17 protein-coding genes are annotated in these 16951 nt (G+C 73.7%); 3 read left to right on the forward strand and 14 right to left on the reverse strand.

Annotation, left to right across the window (positions count from 1 at the left end; all coding sequences use genetic code 11):
* Positions 1-88 precede the first annotated feature (88 nt).
* From ACRYRX_RS11755 to ACRYRX_RS11790, 8 genes are all read right to left on the reverse strand, one after another.
* Entirely contained in the window at positions 89-1180 is a 1092-nt protein-coding gene (locus ACRYRX_RS11755) for a fumarylacetoacetate hydrolase family protein (protein ID WP_432512112.1), read from the reverse strand.
* The gene (locus ACRYRX_RS11760; RefSeq protein WP_432512113.1) at positions 1177-2181 is read right to left on the reverse strand and encodes an amidohydrolase family protein; all 1005 of its coding nucleotides are present in this window, start codon (positions 2179-2181) and stop codon (positions 1177-1179) included. The genes ACRYRX_RS11755 and ACRYRX_RS11760 overlap by 4 nt, the downstream gene beginning before the upstream one ends.
* Positions 2178-3308 carry an FAD-dependent monooxygenase gene (locus tag ACRYRX_RS11765; protein WP_432512114.1) on the reverse strand — a complete coding sequence of 377 codons (1131 nt, stop codon included), beginning with the start codon at positions 3306-3308 and terminating at the stop codon, positions 2178-2180. The genes ACRYRX_RS11760 and ACRYRX_RS11765 overlap by 4 nt, the downstream gene beginning before the upstream one ends.
* A gap of 39 nt (positions 3309-3347) precedes the next feature.
* On the reverse strand, positions 3348-4358 hold the full coding sequence (locus tag ACRYRX_RS11770; protein WP_432512115.1) for a cyclase family protein: 1011 nt from the start codon (positions 4356-4358) through the stop codon (positions 3348-3350).
* Positions 4355-5326, reverse strand: coding sequence for a fumarylacetoacetate hydrolase family protein (locus tag ACRYRX_RS11775; RefSeq protein ID WP_432512116.1), 972 nt, complete (start codon positions 5324-5326; stop codon positions 4355-4357). Before ACRYRX_RS11775 ends, ACRYRX_RS11770 begins: the two co-directional genes overlap by 4 nt.
* 73 nt (positions 5327-5399) lie before the next feature.
* Positions 5400-6416 (reverse strand): VOC family protein, encoded by a 1017-nt coding sequence (locus ACRYRX_RS11780; protein WP_432512117.1) that lies wholly within the window; start codon positions 6414-6416, stop codon positions 5400-5402.
* A gap of 107 nt (positions 6417-6523) precedes the next feature.
* Complete coding sequence (locus tag ACRYRX_RS11785; protein ID WP_432512118.1) at positions 6524-7303, reverse strand: hypothetical protein; 780 nt, start codon at positions 7301-7303, stop codon at positions 6524-6526.
* Complete coding sequence (locus ACRYRX_RS11790) at positions 7300-8343, reverse strand: Gfo/Idh/MocA family protein (protein WP_432512119.1); 1044 nt, start codon at positions 8341-8343, stop codon at positions 7300-7302. Before ACRYRX_RS11790 ends, ACRYRX_RS11785 begins: the two co-directional genes overlap by 4 nt.
* 127 nt (positions 8344-8470) lie before the next feature.
* On the opposite strand from ACRYRX_RS11790, the gene ACRYRX_RS11795 reads away from it, so the two are divergent.
* The 3 genes from ACRYRX_RS11795 to ACRYRX_RS11805 are packed head-to-tail and all read left to right on the forward strand — an operon-like array spanning position 8471 to position 11326.
* Positions 8471-9748 carry an ROK family protein gene (locus ACRYRX_RS11795; RefSeq protein ID WP_432512120.1) on the forward strand — a complete coding sequence of 426 codons (1278 nt, stop codon included), beginning with the start codon at positions 8471-8473 and terminating at the stop codon, positions 9746-9748.
* 58 nt (positions 9749-9806) lie between these two features.
* Positions 9807-10214: a hypothetical protein gene (locus ACRYRX_RS11800; protein WP_432512121.1), complete on the forward strand. Its 408-nt coding sequence runs from the start codon at positions 9807-9809 to the stop codon at positions 10212-10214.
* A 38-nt stretch (positions 10215-10252) separates the two neighbouring features.
* Complete coding sequence (locus ACRYRX_RS11805) at positions 10253-11326, forward strand: restriction endonuclease subunit R (protein WP_432512122.1); 1074 nt, start codon at positions 10253-10255, stop codon at positions 11324-11326.
* 60 nt (positions 11327-11386) lie between these two features.
* Here the strand turns inward: ACRYRX_RS11805 and ACRYRX_RS11810 are convergent, their stop codons facing one another.
* Genes ACRYRX_RS11810 through ACRYRX_RS11835 form a run of 6 tightly spaced genes read right to left on the reverse strand, consistent with a single transcriptional unit; the run spans position 11387 to position 16935 of the window.
* A complete protein-coding gene (locus ACRYRX_RS11810) occupies positions 11387-12256 on the reverse strand; it encodes a ThuA domain-containing protein (RefSeq protein ID WP_432512123.1) in 870 nt (289 codons plus the stop codon).
* A 60-nt stretch (positions 12257-12316) separates the two neighbouring features.
* Positions 12317-12733, reverse strand: a complete 417-nt coding sequence (locus tag ACRYRX_RS11815; RefSeq protein WP_432512124.1) for a C-glycoside deglycosidase beta subunit domain-containing protein — start codon at positions 12731-12733, stop codon at positions 12317-12319.
* Positions 12734-12757: 24 nt separating this feature from the next.
* Positions 12758-13528, reverse strand: a complete 771-nt coding sequence (locus tag ACRYRX_RS11820; RefSeq protein ID WP_432512125.1) for a nuclear transport factor 2 family protein — start codon at positions 13526-13528, stop codon at positions 12758-12760.
* Entirely contained in the window at positions 13521-14606 is a 1086-nt protein-coding gene (locus ACRYRX_RS11825) for a sugar phosphate isomerase/epimerase family protein (RefSeq protein WP_432512126.1), read from the reverse strand. The genes ACRYRX_RS11820 and ACRYRX_RS11825 overlap by 8 nt, the downstream gene beginning before the upstream one ends.
* On the reverse strand, positions 14603-16144 hold the full coding sequence (locus tag ACRYRX_RS11830; protein ID WP_432512127.1) for a GMC oxidoreductase: 1542 nt from the start codon (positions 16142-16144) through the stop codon (positions 14603-14605). Before ACRYRX_RS11830 ends, ACRYRX_RS11825 begins: the two co-directional genes overlap by 4 nt.
* Positions 16141-16935, reverse strand: coding sequence for a TIM barrel protein (locus ACRYRX_RS11835; protein ID WP_432512128.1), 795 nt, complete (start codon positions 16933-16935; stop codon positions 16141-16143). The genes ACRYRX_RS11830 and ACRYRX_RS11835 overlap by 4 nt, the downstream gene beginning before the upstream one ends.
* Between the last annotated feature and the right edge of the window lie 16 nt (positions 16936-16951).

Here is a 16951-nt window from a genome sequence, read left to right on the forward strand (position 1 = left end):
TCGGGCCGTCGACGCGACCGGATGTGCCGCCGGGGCGGCAGCGCCCCGGCGGACGAGCCCCGCGAGGGGCCCCGACGTCACGTCCACCCTACCCGCTTCGGTCGGTATCGGACAGAAGTGGGGGGTTCCCTGCGCGGCGCCGGGTGCGCGGTCGGGGCCGGGCGGCCGGGACCGCCGGGGCGGGCACCGCGGGCCCCACGACCGCGGCGAGTTCCCCGATCCCCTCGATCCACAGCGACACGGTGTCGCCCTCGCGCAGCGGCGGCGGGTCCAGTTCGCCGCGGCGGCCCCACAGCTCACCCAGGCACCCCCCGTTCCCGGTCGTCCCCGACCCCAGCACGTCCCCGGGGACCACCCGGGAGTTCCGCGCGGCGTAGGCGACGAGCTCGGGCAGCGGCCAGCCGGTGTTCGAGACGAGGTCCTCGCCGACGAGTTCACCGTTGACGCGGGCCTGCGCGCGCACGGCGAGGAAACCGTCGTCGTCCAGGAACTCGTGCAGTTCGTCGGCCGTCACGATCCACGGCCCCAGCGAGGTGCCGAAGTCCTTGCCCTTGGCCGGGCCGAGCCGCACCTTCATCTCCCGCGCCTGCAGGTCCCGGGCCGACCAGTCGTTCATGACCGTGTACCCGAAGACGTGCCCGGCGGCGGCCTCGGGCGTCAGGTTCGCCCCGTCGGACCCGTCCACCGCACCGATGACGACGGCGAGTTCCAGTTCGAAGTCCAGCCGTTCGGTCACCGGCGGCGACACCGGGTCGGCCGGGCCGAGGACGGTGTGCGGGTTCGTGAAGTAGAACGTCGGCGCCTCGTACCACTGCGGCACGACCTCGCTGCGGCCGTCGACCGACGCGCTGACGCCCTCGACGTGCTCCTCGAAGGCGACGAAGTCGCGGATCGCGGCCGGCACCAGCGGGCTGAGCAGCGTCACGTCCTCCAGGGGCGCGCCCCCGTCGGTTCCCCCGTCCCCGGACAGGTCCCCGGACAGGTCCCCGGACAGGTCCCCGGACAGGTCCCCGGGCAGGTCCTCGTGCAGGCGCCGTGCGGCGGGTAGGCCCCGGCCCAGCACGTCGGCGACGGTCAGCCCTCCGGGGAAGGGGACCACCCGGTCCCCCGACCGGTTCCCCACGACGAAACCCTCGCCGACCTCGCCGGTGCCCGCGTGGCGCCAGCGCGCGATCCTCACGCCGACACCCGCGAGCGCAGGAGCTCCGTCGCGTTCCCCTCCAGCACGCGACGGGTCTCCTCCTCTCCCAGACCGGCCGCCCGCACGAACCCGACGGGGTCGTCCAGACCCATGTCGAACGGGAAGTCGCTGCCGAGCACGACCTGCGAGGCGCCGGCGACGGCGACCAGGGCGCGCAGCGCGGCCTCGTCGTGCACGACCGTGTCGAACCACAGGCGGCGCAGGTAGGTCGAGGGGGCGTGGGCGCAGCCGTGCGCCTCGGGCCGGACCGCCCAGGCGCGGTCGCTGCGGCCGATCGCCGTCGGGAGGTAGCCGCCGCCGTGGGCGGCCAGGACCCGCAGCTGCGGGTACCGGTCCAGCACCCCGGAGAAGATGAGGTGGGAGAGCGCCACGGCGTTCTCGACGGGCTGCCCGACCGTGTTCGACAGGTAGAAGCGGTCGAGCCGCTCGTCGAGGCTGCAGCCGAAGGGGTGCAGGAAGACGACGGTGCGCAGTTCCTCCGCGCGGGCCCAGAACGGTTCCAGGCGGGGGTCGGACAGTTCCACGTCGCCGGCGGACGAGGAGATCTCCACCCCGGCCAGACCACGGCCGAGGACGGCGTCGTCGAGGTGCTCGACCAGCCGGTGCGGGTGCTGGAGCGGCACGACGCCGAGGCCGGCGAGCCGGTCGGGGGCCTGCGCGACGTGCTCGGCGACGAGCCGGTTGGTCTCCGCCGCGACCCACACCGCCAGGCCCTCGGGCGCCCACGGGTAGAAGTGGTTCGGGGAGACGCTCACCCACTGCCGGTCCACCCCCTGGGCGTCCATGGCGGCGAGGCGGGCCGAGACGTCGGTGAGCCGGCCGAACCGCTCACCGATCATGGCGCCGGAGGCCTTCAGGCTCTCGGGCCCGTTGCGGCGCGCCTCGAGCGCGGCCGCCGCGGCGACCAGCTCGGGGGCGCGCTGCTCCACGGCCGCGTGCAGCTCGGGCAGCAGGACGTGGGCGTGGACGTCGACGCTCACGCGGGCACCGCCATCCGGTGCGCGATGCCGGCCATGAGGCCGGGCACGTCGGCGTCGCGGACCCCGTCGAGCTGCCACTGCCCGAGCTGCACCGAGGCGCGCACGACGGCTTCGGCGCGCGGACGGCGCCGGGCGTGGAAGTCGTCCCACAGCCCCTGGTCGACGTCCGGGCGGTCGAGCAGCAGCTCGGTCAGGACGAGGGCGTCCTCCAGCCCCTGCGCGGCGCCCTGCGCGATGGTGGGCGGGCACGAGTGCGCCGCGTCGCCGATGACGACGACGCGACCGCGGTTCCAGGGCCCCTCGACGAGGTGGTGGGTGAACCAGGTGTAGTTCGCGCTGGCGCCGCGTTCGAGGTCGGCGCGGATCGCGTTCCACGGGCCGCCGTAGGCCCGGGACTGCTCGACCATGATGCGCGTCGCCTCCTCGTCGCCGACGCCGAACCGGTCCTGCGCCGCCTCGACGAGGAAGGCGTACATCGAGTTCTCCCCGGTCGGGGTGTACCCCGCGATGAACACCGGGCCGCCGTAGTACAGCTCGCTGCGTTCCACCTCCGCCGGCCGGGAGACGAACGTGCGCCAGATCCCCATGCCCGTCGGCTGCGGGCGGGTCGTGATGCCGATCAGGCCCCGCACCGTGGAGTTCAGCCCGTCGGCACCGACGACGACGTCGTACCGGCCCAGCCGGTCCCCGGCGAAAAGCTCGACCGAGTCGGCGTGCTGCTCGACGGCGCTGACCTCGACCCCGAAGCGGACCCGGGCCCCGGCCTTCTCGGCGTGGGCGAGCAGGATGCGGGCCAGCTCGGCCCGGGGCATGCCCATCGCGGCCGGGTAGTCCGGGCCGCCCGTCTTGACGTCGGGCAGCTGCGCGACGATCGGGGCGTCGGGACCGGGCGCACGCAGGGTCAGCCCCTCGAAGGGGTACCCGGCGGCCCGGACGTCGTCCCACGCCCCGAGGGCGTCGAACACGCGCAGCGCGTTGCCCTGCAGGGAGATGCCCGAGCCGAGGGCGCTCAGCTCGGGTTTGGCCTCGAAGAGGTCGACCTCGACCCCGCCCTTGGCGAGCTGGATGGCGGCGGCCAGCCCGGCGACCCCGCTGCCGACGATCGCGGCCTTCTGGACTGCACTCATGTCAGAACCTCGGTGTTCTCGGTGGTGTCGTCGTGGCGGTCAGAGTACGGCGACGGGGTTGATCGGTGATCCGACGGCCCCGGTGATCGGCAGCGGCGCCGCCGACAGCAGGAACTCCCAGCGGCCCTGGGCCGCGCAGGCGTCCGCCAGGGCGTCCAGGTCCCACATCTCCCCGATGGTCAGACCGGTGTTGGGGATGACGACCTGGTGCAACGGCTGGAACGCGGGGACGTCGAACTCGTTGGGGCGCACCTCGAAACCCCACGTGTCGGTGGCGACGGCGGCCAGCTCGGTGCGGTGCAGCCACCCGGCCGTGGTCAGGGAGAGCCCGGGGGCGGGTCCTCCGGCGTACTCGCCCCACCCCTGGCGCCGGGTCCGGGCGTACTGCCCGGTCCGCACCAGCAGGATGTCGCCGCGCCCCAGGGCGCTGGAGGGGCCCTGGGCCCGCTGGGTCGCCTCGAGGTCGGCGACGGTGATGGGGTGACCGTCCTCCAGCTCCCCGGTGCCGGGGGCGAGGTGGCGGCCCACGTCGAGCAGCACCCCGCGCGAGACGATCACGCCGGCGGCGTGCTCGATGCCCGTCACCAGGTCGCCGTCGCTGGTGACCACGTCACCGGCGCGCCGGCCGTTCCAGGCCCGGCCGCGGTCGAAGATGTGCCCCAGCCCGTCCCACTGGGTCGAGCACTGCAGGGGCATCGCGATCACGTCGTCGGCGCCGCCGATGCCGTGCGGGAAACCCTGCTTGCCGTGCTCGGCCTCGAGCCCGGTGTCGATCATCGTGTGGACGGGGTTCGTGCGCCGGCGCCACCCCTTCTGCGGTCCGTCGGCGTCGAACGCCTGGGCCAGCGAGAGCACCTCACCGGTGCGGACGAGGGCGGCCGCCTCGACGCGCTTGGCGGCGTCGATGAAGTTCAGGGTCCCCAGGACGTCGTCCTCGCCCCAGCGGCCCCAGTTGCGGTACGCCTGCGCCCGGGCCGCGACCTCCGCCGCGGGGTCGCGGCGGTCCAGGTCGCGCGGGTCCTCGCTCGGGACGCCGCCCGGGACGCTCACGCCGACGCCTGCGCGACGCAGCGCACGACCTGGGTGCCCAGCCCGCCGATGGTGCCGGTCATGACGTCACCGTCGCGCAGGAACCGCTTCCAGTGCTGCCCGTTGCCGGACGGGCTGCCGGTGAGCAGGAGGTCGCCGGGCAGCAGCGGCACCGTCTGCGACGCGCCGGAGATCAGCGCGGGGACGTCGAAGAGCAGGTCCGACGTCGAGGCGTCCTGCATGGTCTCCCCGTTGAGGTCGAGACGCACCTCCAGGTCGGCGGGGTCGGCGAAGGGCGCGGGCACCAGGAACGGACCCGTCGGCAGGAACCCGGGGGCGTTCTTGGCCCGGTACCAGTCGGTGCCGATCTCCTTCATGTCCTTGCGGAAGACCAGGTCCCGCGTGGTGACGTCGTTGACGACCGTCCACCCCGCGACGTGCGACATCGCGTCCTCGCGCCGGACCCTGAACGCCTCGCGGCCGATGACCACCGCGAGTTCGAGCTCCCAGTCGTGGACCTCGCTGTACCCGGGCAGCACCAGCGGCACGTCGTCGCCGACGACGCACGCGGGCAGGCCGATGAAGAAGTACGGCTCGCCGTTCGCGGCGCGGGCGTCCATCATCTGCGCGGCGGACTGCCGCGCCTGCTCCGGCGTCCGGTCGGTGTTCTGCGTCAGGCCCGCCGCGACGAGCTCGATGACGTGCTGACGGTAGTTCGCCCCGGTCTGCAGGACCTGCCGGGGTTCGACGGGCGCGGTGAGCGTGACGTCCGCCAGCGCTCGCCACTCCCCCTCCTGCGCGGAGGCGATGGCGCCGATCCGGTCCCAGTCCGGGTCGGCCAGGAACGCGTTCAGGCCGTCCGCGCCGAGGTCCTCCCGGCTGAGCGCGCGGACCCGGTCCGCGGCGACCACGCCGAGGTGGACCCGGTCGCCGTCGCGGAACCGGGCGAGGGCGAAGGGGGCGGTCAGGCCGTGCGACGTCGTCGTCAAGGGGGCTCCAGGGGGTGCGGACGAACTGGTGCGGCGGCGGAGGCGGTGACCGCCTCCGCCGCCCCGGGGTGGGTCAGCCGCGGCCCTGCACGGCGTAGGGGTTGAGCAGCGCCTCGCGGATCTCCTCGGGCACGCCCTCCTCGGTCGCGCTCGGGCCGTCGGCCGGCGGGAACGACTCCGTCATCGACATCGGCATGGCGCCGTTGCGGTAGAAGTTGTTCGAGCCCAGCGACGGCTTCCAGGTGTTCGGCTCCCAGTCGGGCACGTAGTTCCGGTAGCCGCCGGTGTTCAGCTCGATCCGCAGCGTCGACGGCTCGCGGTAGTACAGGAAGTTCTGCTCACCGATGCCGTGGATGGAGGGCCCGTACTCGATCGGGATCCCGTTCTCCATCAGGACGTCCGCGGCGATGAGCAGTTCCTCGCGGGTGTCGACCCAGAACGCGTAGTGGTTGACGCGCCCGGCGCGGGTGGACCCGTCCAGGACCACCCCGAGGTCGTGGGACTTCTCGTTCGTGGTGAGCACGGAGAACACCGAGACCGGGGCCTCGTCCAGGACCGTGCGGGCCATGGTGCGGAACCCGAGGACGTCGTCGTACCACTTGGCGAACGCGTCGACGTCGCTGGTGGCGACGGTCACGTGGTCGAGCTGGCGGGGAGCGCCGGCGACGGTGCTGCGCTTCTCGGGGCGGTCGGGGTAGATCGAGGCGGTCCGCGGCTGCGCGGTGTGGCGCTCGACGTCCCAGTGCAGCGTCATGCTGTGACCCCAGGGGCCGACGAAGCGCAGGGCCTTGCCGATGCGGTACCCGTCGAACCACTCGACGTCGACACCGGCGGCCTGCAGGCGGCGGGCGGCCTCCTCGAGGGCTTCGGCGCTGGAGGTGCGCCAGGCCATCGTCTCCAGCGACGGTTCGTCACCGGGCACGACGACGACCGAGTAGGCGTAGTAGTCACCCCAGCAGCGGAGGTAGACCCTCCCGTCCTCGCGGGCGACCTCGGTCAGCCCGACGTGCGTGGTGTAGAACTCCACCGACGCCTCGACGTCCGGCGACGTGATCGCGACGTGGGACAGGTGCGAGAGCAGCTTGATCATCTTCGACCCTTTCTGGTCCCCGGAGTTTCGGCGACCCTTCGTCCACTATCCGACGGAAGTGGTACCCGACGGAAGCGGATGTCGTGGATGCCGAGCATCGGCGCGGTTTATGGCCGCAACGCCGCCACGACCCGCTGCGCGATCTCCTCGTCCGCGACGAGTTCGGCCAGGTCGGGCAGGCCGGCCGCCCCCGCCTCCCCGGCGGCCAGCGCCCCGACGACGCGGCGCAGCGCGGAACGGGCGCCGTCCTCGTACCGGCACGGCAGGACCAGGGTGCCGCGGTCGTCGGTGACCGCGACCTCGCGCCGTCCGGTGGCGTCGTCGACGCGCACCTCGGCGCGGGCCGGCCCGACCGCCACGACGTCCAGGGCGGTGGACGTCTCGGCGGGACCCACGGCCAGGGTCAGCGTCACCGGGACGCCGGCCGTCGAGGTCGACGTGACGACCACGGCCGCACCGCCGCCGGTGACCGCCTCGGGGACGAGCGCGGAGCCGGCCAGGTGGCGCGCCCAGCCCGCCGCGTCCCGCACGGCGGTGGCGGCCCGGGCGCGGGCGGCGACCACGTCGGCCACGACCAGGTGCGGTGCCGCCCCGGGGCCGGGCGGCGTCCGGCCCTCCAGGCGTGGGCGGCACAGCGCGACGGGCCCGCCGAGGGCGGTCAGCGCCTCGACCCGGTCCACCGGCGCGGTCGACGGCGAGACGACCACCGCGCCGCGGGCCCCGGCGGCGAACAACCGCTCGACCTCCCGCCACCACGGCCCGTGGCCGTCCAGCAGGCACACCGCGTCCGCCGGTCCGTCCACCGGGACCACCCGGGGCACCAGTTCGTCGACCGCGCAGCGCCACCGCGGGGCCGGGACGTGCACGGGCACGGGCCGGGGGTTCACGCGACCGCTCCGGTCAGGACGAACCGCTCCGCGGCGTCGGCGATCGCGACGACCTGCTCGGCATCGGCGAGCACCTCGGCGTACTCGACGACGTGACCCTCGCGCAGCAGGTCGGCGAGGGCGGTCCACTCGGCCACGTACCCGTCGAGGGGGTCGACGGGGTACCGCGTGCACCGCCCCCCGAGGTCCCGCACGGTCACCCGGGCGCTGCCCGCGTGGACGAAGGGCGGCGGGAAGTCCACCTCGACCCGGTCCCCGGCGGTGTGGACGGTCAGCCGCCAGAGGGTGTCGGCGCCCTCGGGGACCATGACGGCGCTGAAGCGGACGAGCGCACCGGTCGAGCGGAGCACCAGCTCCACGCCCAGCGGGGCGAGCGCCCGCGCGTGCTCGACCCGTTCGAAGACCGGCAGCAGGTCCCGCACCAGCGGGAGGTCGTGCACGGCCAGACCGACCACGAGCTGCCGCACGAGCCCGGCGCGCACCGCCGCCCCGGACAGGTCCAGCGGCGGGCGGCCCCCGGCCGCGGGCTGCGGCGCAGCACCGGAGACCACCGCGTGGTAGCGGCTGTTCGGCGCGAGCGCGAGCGTCACCGTCACCGCCGCGACCGGTTCGCGCAGCGCGTCGATGTGGTGCTTGGCGCGCGCCCACGCGGGGTCGAACAGGTGGTTCGTCCCCACCACCAGCGCGACCCCGGCCCGCGCGCAGGCGTCCACCACGCGGCGCGCGTCCCCGGCGACGGTGGCGAGGGGTTTCTCGCAGAACACCGCCCGCTTGCCCGCCGCGACGGCCGCCAGCACCTGCTCGGCGTGCAGCGCGGGCGGGCTGCACACCGCGACGACGTCCACCCCGGGGTCGGCGAGCAGGTCGGCGGTCCCGGTGGAGGAACGGGCGCCGAACGCCGTCGCGATCGCGGCGGCACGGCCGCTGCCGGCGTCGGCCACGTGCACGAGCCGGAACGCTCCCCCGGTCCGCGCGAGGACCGGCGCGTGCAGGGCCGCGACGCCCGGTCCGGCGCCGATGATGCCCACGCCCCAGGTCATGACGGTCCTCCTGTGCTGTCTGCTGCGAGGTCGGGTTAGGCGCGAAAGCGGCAGAAGAGGCGCCGACACGAACTGTAGGGGGCGTTCCGCGTGCACCACCACACCGTGCGCCGTGTCAAGATCGAGCATGGCCAGCGCCTCCACCCTGCGTTTCGGCGCCCAGACCGACGAAGTCACCAGCCTCCTGCGGATCGTGAACATGGTCCGGCTCGGGGAGGCCACCACCCGTCCCGAGATCGGCCGCGTCACCGGCCTGGGCCGGGGTGTGGTGTCCCAGCGGGTCGAGCACGCCATCGAGCGGGGTTTCCTGGAGGACGCCGAGTTCGCACCGTCCTCGGGGGGCCGCGCGCCGCGCACCCTCAGGTTCCGGTCCGAGCAGGGGCTCCTCGTCGTCTGTGCCCTCGGCGGCCTGCACATCCACGTCGGGGTCACCACCCTCGACGGGCGGATCCTCGACCAGGCGCACACGGGCTGGGACATCGCCCGCGGTCCCGAGGAGACGCTGTCCACCGCCGCCGCGCTCGTCGACGGCCTCCTGCGGCGCCTGTCCCCGGCCCCGCCGCTGTGGGCGGTGGTGGTCGGGGTCCCCGGCCCCGTCGACTTCGGGACGGGACGGCCGGTGGCACCGTCCATCATGCCGGGCTGGAACGGTTTCGACGTGCGCGGGCGGTTCCAGGAGCACTTCGGCGCCCCCGTCTGGGTCGACAACGACGTCAACCTGCTGGCCTGCGGGGAACGCGCCCGCCCCGGTCGCGCCGACCGGGACCTCGTGTACTTCAAGATCGGCACGGGGATCGGCGCGGGTTTCCTGTCCCGCGGGCACATCCACCGCGGCAACAACGGTGCCGCGGGCGACATCGGCCACGTCCGCGTGAGCGGTTCGCAGGCCCGCTGCCGGTGCGGGAAGGTCGGTTGCCTGGAAGCCGTCGCCGGCGGCTGGGCCCTGGTCCGCGACGCCGAGGCGGCCGTCGCCGACGGTGCGCGCGGGATCCTCGCCGACCGGGTCGCGGCGGGTGAGAAGCTCGACCCGGAGACCATCGCCCGCGCCGCCGAGAACGGCGACGCCCTGGCCATCACGCTCGTGCAGCGCGCCGCCCACGTCGCGGGCGAGGCGATCGCCACCCTCGTCAACGTCTTCAACCCCGCCGTGATCGTCGTCGGCGGTGCCGTCGCGGCCGCGGGGGAGTTCTTCCTCGCCGGTGTGCGTCAACGGGTGTACGAACTGTCGCTGCCCCTGGCCACCAGGGACCTGGTCGTGGTGAACTCGCTCCCGGACGTCCGTGAACCGTTGCGCGGCGGGGTCGACCTGCTCGAGGAGCAGCTGTTCGACGTCACCTTCCCGCGCTGGTTCGCCGACGGCCGTCCCACCGTCGCGGCGATCCACGGAGCCCCCGCCGCGACCTGACGTCCCGGCCCACCGGAGGTGGGCCCCGTCCACACCGCGACACGAGGGAGTGCCCGCCATGACCCCCGCCCTGCGCACCGACGCGCTCGGTTCCACCCCCGACGGTTTCACGGTCCGCCTCTCGCTGCCCTGGATCCGCTCCCTGCCGCTGGCCTGCCTGACCCGGCTCACCGTCGAGGTCGACGGTCGGCCGGTCGACCCGCACGTCCGGCTGGGACCCCGCGACGTGCCCCCCGCCGGGCTCCAGGACGAACCCGGCTGGTGGTTCGTGCAGGACCGGGTGGTGCTGCACGTCGGCGAAACCCTCTCCCCCGGCCGGCACGACGTGTCGGTGGGCTTCGCCCTCACGATCCCCTACCTCCAAGGGCCCCCGACCGCTCCGCTGGCCCTGCCCTTCCACGACTCCCGCGCGCTGGAACTGGACGCCGCGCCGGCCCGCCCGACCGTCTCGCTCGACGTCGCCTGAGACGGCACGTGGCGCCGAGACCCACCGAGGAGTTCCCCGTGACCCTGCCCGAAACCCTGCCCGAAACCCTGCCCGAAACCCTGCCCGGGACCCTGCCCGGGACCCTGCCCGCGGGCTGGACGTTGTCCGCCAGCGCCTTCAACCTCACCCCCGCCCTCGTCGCGGCCGAGCAGACCGCCCCCGACCTCGCCGTGTCCCTGGTGCGCCGCGGCGTCGCCGACCACGTCGAGGTCGAGCTCGGCCAGTTGTGGCGGTCCTTCCCCCGGCCGGCGCGCGAGGAGGCCGAGGCGCTGCGCGCCGACCTGACCCGGCACGGCGGCCGGGTCAGCGTGGTCGGCGTCAGCATCGACGACTGGGCCGACTCCCGGCGCCGCCGGACCGACGACGAGCGGTTCGCCTTCCTGGAACCGCAACTGCGGGCCGCGGCCGCGCTGGGGGCGGCCGGGGTGCGGCTGCCGATCGGCCAGGCCGGGCCCGTGCTGCTGCCCCGCCTGGTCCCGCTGCTGCACGAGCTGGACCTGGTGTTGTTCGAGGAGGTGCAGGGCGGGCAGACCCCGGACCACCCCGCGCACGCCGAGGCCTACGCGCGGATCGCCGACCTCGCCGATCCCCGGGTGCGGCTGCTGCTGGACATCAGCATGCTCATGCCGGCGCTGCCGGTGACCTACCTGGAGGAACTGGCGCGCGCGGGTCTGCCCGGGGACCTCCTGCACCGGCTGCGCGAGCAGTGGCGGGACCCGGCCACGGACGCGGCCGTCCGGGAGCTGCTGGCCTCGGGCGGTGTCCCGCCGACGGTGCACACGCTGTACATGGACCTCCTCGTGCGGTTCGGGCGCTCCGAGGTCGCCGATCTCGAGGCCGTCCTGCCGCTCGTCTCGGCGGTCCACCTGAAGTTCTGGGACCTCGACGACTCCGGCGGCCGGGTGTCGGAACCCCTGCGCGCCGTGGGTTCGGCGTTGCGCCGCAGCGGTTTCGCCGGGACGCTGTGCAGCGAGTGGGGTGGGCACGAGTGGCTGGGCGCCGACCCGTGGGAGATGACGCGGTCGCACCTGGGCCTGGCCCGGGAGGCGCTGACCCTGGACGCCGCGGCCCGCGACGGCGTGGGGGTCTGAGCACGACGGAGGGGCCGGTCACCTCGACCGGCCCCTCCGTCGTCGTCCGCGCCCCGCGGGTCAGCCCTCGCCGTGGTAGTACGGCCAGGGGTTGATGCGACGGTCACCACGGCGGTCCGGCCCCGTCAGCGTGACCTTCCCGGTGGCGGCCCACTCGACGCCGCGGGGGAACATGCGGATGAACTCGATCCGCCGGAAGGTGTCGATGTCGTGCCCGATGGTGATGGTGAACGAGCGCCCGGCGCCGTACTCGTTGATCCAGGCCAGCGGCTGGTCGGTGTTCACGCCCGGCAGGCCCGACAGCCCCTCGGGCGGGATCGCCACCGGGTAGTGCGACATCGGCCACACCGGCGCCTTCTCGTAGGACTCCAGGTCGTCGAAGGTGGTCAGCAGCACCCGGGCGCCGTCGTACAGCTGGACCCCGGTGAGGATGTCGTCGCCGGTGACGGTCCAGGTCTCGCTGATGCCCTCGGTGATCTCGTGCCGCGGTTCGGTGGTGCGCAGCAGCGCCTCGCCCCACGGGCGGGGGCGCAACCCGGTCGGGACGCTGAGCTTCGCGCCCCGCATGACGTTGTACTCCTCCGGGTACCCCCAGTCGTCCTCCTGCGCGGCCGAACCGTGGAACCACACGATCCCCTTGCCGGAGTCGTGGACGAACCGGAGCAGCGCCCGGTCGGTCTCGGCGCCGAACCCGACGGCCTTGTCGTGGTAGCCGTCGCGGCCCTCGAAGACGACGAGGACGACGTCGTACTTGTCGATGACCTCGGCGCCCAGCCCGCGGGGGTCCTCGACGACCCGGACGCGGAAGCGACCGGTGTCCTCCAGGAGCGTCGTGAGCCACGCGTTGTGCTGGCGGAAGCTGCGGAACTCGTTGTCGTGCTCCCGGGTCATGTGGCCCGAGAGGATGAGCACGTTCAGGACGTCGGTCACCGGTGGTCCTCGTCGTCGAGTGGTGGGTGGTGGGGTGTCTCGGGTGTCGCGGGTGGGACGTCAGGCCAGCACGACGGTGCGCTCGACCGGCACGCGGTTCGTCACGTACCGGCCCGGTCCCCCGTCCTGGCCCGGGGAGATCTGCATGTACAGCAGCCGCATCGTCAGCACGACCTCGACCGTGACCGGGGCGCCGGGCGGCGGCACCTCGTCGAGCGTGACGACCACGTCGGGGCGGTCGGCGAGGAACCACAGGGTGTCCCACTGCTCGGGGAGCTCCTCGACGCGGTAGCTGCGGCCCTGCAGCTCGAAGCGGACGCGGTCGGCCGGGACGGCGGTCCCGTCGACCCGGACGGCGACGTCGTCCACCGCCGACAGCCACAGGCTGCGGTACCAGGGGATCTGGATCGCGACCGCGATGCCGTCGGGCAGGCGCCGGACGTCCCGGTCGGAGAAGAGGGAGTTGTGGGTGGCCACGTCAGTCCTTCCCGGGGGAGACGGTCACCGGAAGGTGTCCTCGAAGACGTCGTACGGCGCCGGCGGGGTGGGTTCGAGCTTCTGCCGCGTCCGCGGGCTGTACGGGTGGTTCTCCTCCGGGGCCGGTTCGTCGGCGGGCGGCATGAAGACGGCCTTGCCGTCGTCGCCGAAGTACATGAGGTCGAGGTCGAACGCGTGCTGGTTCTTCTCCCCGAAGCTGACCCAGTTCTCCTCGAAGGGGGCCCGGGCCAGTTCGTAGCACCGGAACTTCCAGATCTTCCACTCGCCGTGCTGCTTGATGAAGTCGACGGCGTACTTGCACCACACCCAGTGCGCCCACACCTTCTTCCCGTCGACCAGACCGGGCGAGTACATGTAGTCCGGGCTGTCCTCGGCGACCGCGGGGTCGGTCAGCCCGGACTCGGTGCCGGCCATGATCCACACGCCCTTGGCGGTCTCGTCGCTGCCGACCTCGATGACCGGCGTCGTCGTGGCGTGCAGGATCAGCTTCCCGGTGGGGGTGGGCCGGCCCTGGTGGTAGCGGATGATGCTGTCGTAGTCGACGTACTGCCCGGCGTTGGTGTAGCGGGCCCGCATCCCCGGGGTCCCGCGCTCGGCCCACAGCGGGATGATCTGCTCGTCCTGGAAGGCGTTGTGCAGGAACATGTAGCGGTTGAAGAGGTTCTCGACCTCGCCGCGGTCCTTGGCCAGGCGCGCCACGTGGCGCACCTCGGCGAGTTCGACGGTGAGCGCTTCGACCTGCTTCTTGAGGTCGTCGAGCACGGTGTCAGTCACGGGCCTGTTCTCCTTCGGTACGGTCGGCGACGGCGTCTTCGACGGCGCGGCGCATCAGGGCGTGCTGCTTGACGACGAGGTCGACGGGGTCGGCCTCGCCGAGGTCGGAGAACGCGTGCCCCTCCCACTCGCTGGAGAGGTAGCCGCGGTACCCGCCCCGGACGAACTGCCGGACGATGTCCGGGATGTCCATCGCCGGTTCCTGGCCGTCGGCGCCGATGTCGTAGAACTTGGCGTGCACGTGGACGATCTGGGGCATGATGTCCAGCCACTCGCGCGTCGGCACGAGCCCGTGCATGTTGAAGGCCAGGCGGGTGAAGGGTCCGAGTCGCGCGGAGTCGAACCCCTCGGAGGCGAGGAAGTCCTCGAACTCCTGGTTGCGGACGTGCATGGGGGCCGGCTTGCGCCAGATCCCGTCCATGACGGTGGAGTACTCCTCCGGCATCCCCATCTGCCGCAGCGTGCGCAGCAGGGTGGGCGACAGGCTGTGCATGGTGGAGGAGAAGTCGGCGGTGAACCCCAGGCGGTCGCTGCCGAGCTCCTCGTACACCTCGCGGATGCCCAGGACCCGGGGGTCGTTGGGACCGGACGGGGCGTGGATCTCGTAACCGAGCTTCTGGTCGTGCTCCTCGGCCAGCGGCAGCAACCGGCGCAGGAGCTCCTTGCCCGCCGACCGGATGACGACGGTCTTGAACCCCAGGGTGTGCGCGGTCCGCAACTGCCGCGCGAGGAAGTCGTACTCCTCGTCCGGGGTCATGTCGCGGTCCCGGCGCCGGCCCATGTCGAGGTTGGTGCCCACGGCGCTGGGTTCCAGACCGTGCTCGTCGAGGGTGTCGAACCAGAGCCGGACGAAGTCGGTGTCCACGTCGGGGTAGGTCCGCAGCACCTGCGCGAGGTTGAACTCGACGCCGGGGCCGATGCCGGCCTCGGCGACCGCGGCGATCAGCGTCCGGGGCGTGTAGTGCCCCGCCGCGAACTCGCTGGTGAGGGAGTACAGCGTCGTCCCGAGCCGGATGCCGGTCCCGGCGATGCCGCTGCTCGTGCTGGAACCGGTGCTGGTGCTGGTGGTGGTGGTCACACGATCTCCTCGTGGTCGCGCTGGAGCCGGGAGGCGATGGCCCGCGCCCCGCGCACGGCCAGCGCGACCGACGTCAGGGTCGGGTTGCAGGCCGTCGCGGTCGGGATGACGCCGTTGCCCGCGACGAACAGGCCCGGGACCGACCAGACCTCGCTGTCGGGGCCGGCCACGCTGCGGCCGTCGTCGTCCGCACCGGCCCGGGTGGTGCCCTGGTAGTGCAGCGAGGACCCGAGCGGCAGCACGAAGGGGGCGTCCCCCAGCGGCTCCCCCACCGCGCGCCCGAGGCGCACGATCTCCTCGCAGGCCCGGTCGACGACCTTCTGGTCCTCACCGGTCAGGCTGTAGTGCACCCGGATCGCGGGCATGCCGTACGCGTCGCTCACCTCGTCGTCGAACTCGAGGCGGTCGCTCTCCTGCAGGTCCTTGGCGCAGAAGAACCCCAGCCCCACGATGGTCCCCGGCAGCACCGGGTCGTCCTCGGCCAGCGGGACGGGCGAGGCGTCGAGCTGCATCACCTGCCCGTGGAACGGCAGGTCGTCGGTGAACGGGACCCAGCTGACCCCGCTGGTCGCGCTCAGCCCGACCTGCGGCGACGTCGAGGCGGGGGCGTCGGCCGGGTCCACCCCGGTGAGGCGGGCGGCGAACACGACCTGCGTCTGGTCGTTCAGGTACCGCCCCAGCGCGGCGGGCCGCACCCCCGAGGCCCACAGCAGCTGCGGGGTCCGCAGCGCGTCGCCCGCGGCCACCACGAACCGGGCCCGCACCGTCGAGGACTCCCCGGTCGGCACGTCGCGCACGACGACCCCGGCCGCGCGGCCGTCCTCGACGAGCACCCGGGACACGTGCGACTCGGGGAACAGGGTGAAGCGCGGGTTCTCGCGCGTCCGGTCCCCCAGCACCACGTCGGAACCTGACCACACCAGCACCCCGTCGGGGCGCCGGTGCACCGCCAGGGGCATCCGCTGCACCCGCGAGGGCGCGGTGCGCCCCTCGTCGACGGCCTGCCCGAGGCGGGTGCGGACGACGTCGGCGTACACCGACCCGTCGAAGGCGTCGGTCGTGACGCCCAGCAGCCGCTCGGCCTCGGTGAGCAGCTCGTCGAGGTCGGGCAGGAAGTCGACCCGCTCCGACCCGCCCGGCCGGGGGCAGGCCGCCGTCCAGTGCGAGGCCATGCCGCCGACGTTGCTCGACATGGCGGCGACCGGCAGACCGTCCTCACCGGGGAACGCGTACCCGTCCGCCAGCAGGAACGTGCCCGGACGGGCGCGGCGTTCCCCGCTGCGCACGGCCCCCGGGGAGTCGACGGTCGCCGCTGCGCTGCCGGGCCCCTCCGAGGCGCGCTGGGCGCGCTCGCGGGCCTGCGGGTCGGCGATGTTCTTCACGTGGGCCCCGGGCGGGTCGGTCACCAGCGGGCCGGCCTCGAACATCGCGATGCGCGCGTGGGGGGCGCGTTCGCTGAGCACGCGCGCGTAGGCGGCACCGGTCGGGCCGCTGCCGACGATCGCGACGTCGACCTCGGCGGGGTACCGCCCGCTCATGCCTGGGCCGCCACCCGCTGGATCAGCTGCACCGACGCCGCGGACTCCCGGGTCGGGTAGTACTCCAGCCCGATGGGGCCGTCGTACCCGGCGCTGCGCAGCAGGCCGAGCCGCTCGGCCCAGTCCAGGTTCCCCGACCCGGGCTCGCCCCGGCCCGGCGCGTCGGCGACCTGCACGTACTGCACCAGGTCACCCGCGGCGGCCAGCTCGGCGGCCATGTCCTCCCCCTCGACGGCCGAGTGGTAGACGTCGTAGAGGATGCCGAACGACGGCGAGTCGACCTGCCGGGCGACGTAGGCGGACTCGGCGGTGCGGTCCAGCAGCGCCCCGGGGTGGTCGACGCGCACGTTGACCGCTTCCAGGACGAGGTGGACGCCGGACCCCTCGATCTGACCGACGGCCTTGCGGTAGACGTCGGCGAGGTCGTCCAGCTGGGTCTGGCGCTTGGCGCCGCCGAAACCCGTCCCGCTGCCCACCACGATGCGGCGGTTGCCCAGCTCCTGGGCGATCCGCACGCCCTCGTCGAGCTTGCGGTAGAACTCCGAGTGGTCCCGCGGCGGGATCATGAACTGGGTGCGCGGCTCGGCCAGCTGCGCGACGAGCGAGACGCCGGTCTCCTCCAGCGCGGCCTTCAGGGCCGGGATGTCCTTCGGCTGGGCGGGGGCGTCGGCCCCCGTCGGTCCCCACATCTCCACGGCGTCGAACCCGGCGGCCGCGGCGGCCCGGACCCGGTCGTGGTAGTCGCCGGCTTCGGCGAAGAGGAGTTCGATGTTGGGCGCGAGTCGGTACACGGGACGTCCTTGTCGA

Origin of the sequence: Kineococcus lubricus (assembly GCF_050871965.1) — a bacterium.
GTDB lineage: Bacteria > Actinomycetota > Actinomycetes > Actinomycetales > Kineococcaceae > Kineococcus.

What these genes read in the sequence shown, in the direction of transcription:
- ACRYRX_RS11800 (WP_432512121.1), top strand. Translation starts at nt 9,807, where the DNA reads ATGACCCCCGCCCTGCGCACCGACGCGCTCGGTTCCACCCCCGACGGT.
- ACRYRX_RS11795 (WP_432512120.1), top strand. Translation starts at nt 8,471, where the DNA reads ATGGCCAGCGCCTCCACCCTGCGTTTCGGCGCCCAGACCGACGAAGTC.
- ACRYRX_RS11780 (WP_432512117.1), bottom strand. Translation starts at nt 6,416, where the DNA reads ATGATCAAGCTGCTCTCGCACCTGTCCCACGTCGCGATCACGTCGCCG.
- ACRYRX_RS11830 (WP_432512127.1), bottom strand. Translation starts at nt 16,144, where the DNA reads ATGAGCGGGCGGTACCCCGCCGAGGTCGACGTCGCGATCGTCGGCAGC.
- ACRYRX_RS11790 (WP_432512119.1), bottom strand. Translation starts at nt 8,343, where the DNA reads ATGACCTGGGGCGTGGGCATCATCGGCGCCGGACCGGGCGTCGCGGCC.
- ACRYRX_RS11765 (WP_432512114.1), bottom strand. Translation starts at nt 3,308, where the DNA reads ATGAGTGCAGTCCAGAAGGCCGCGATCGTCGGCAGCGGGGTCGCCGGG.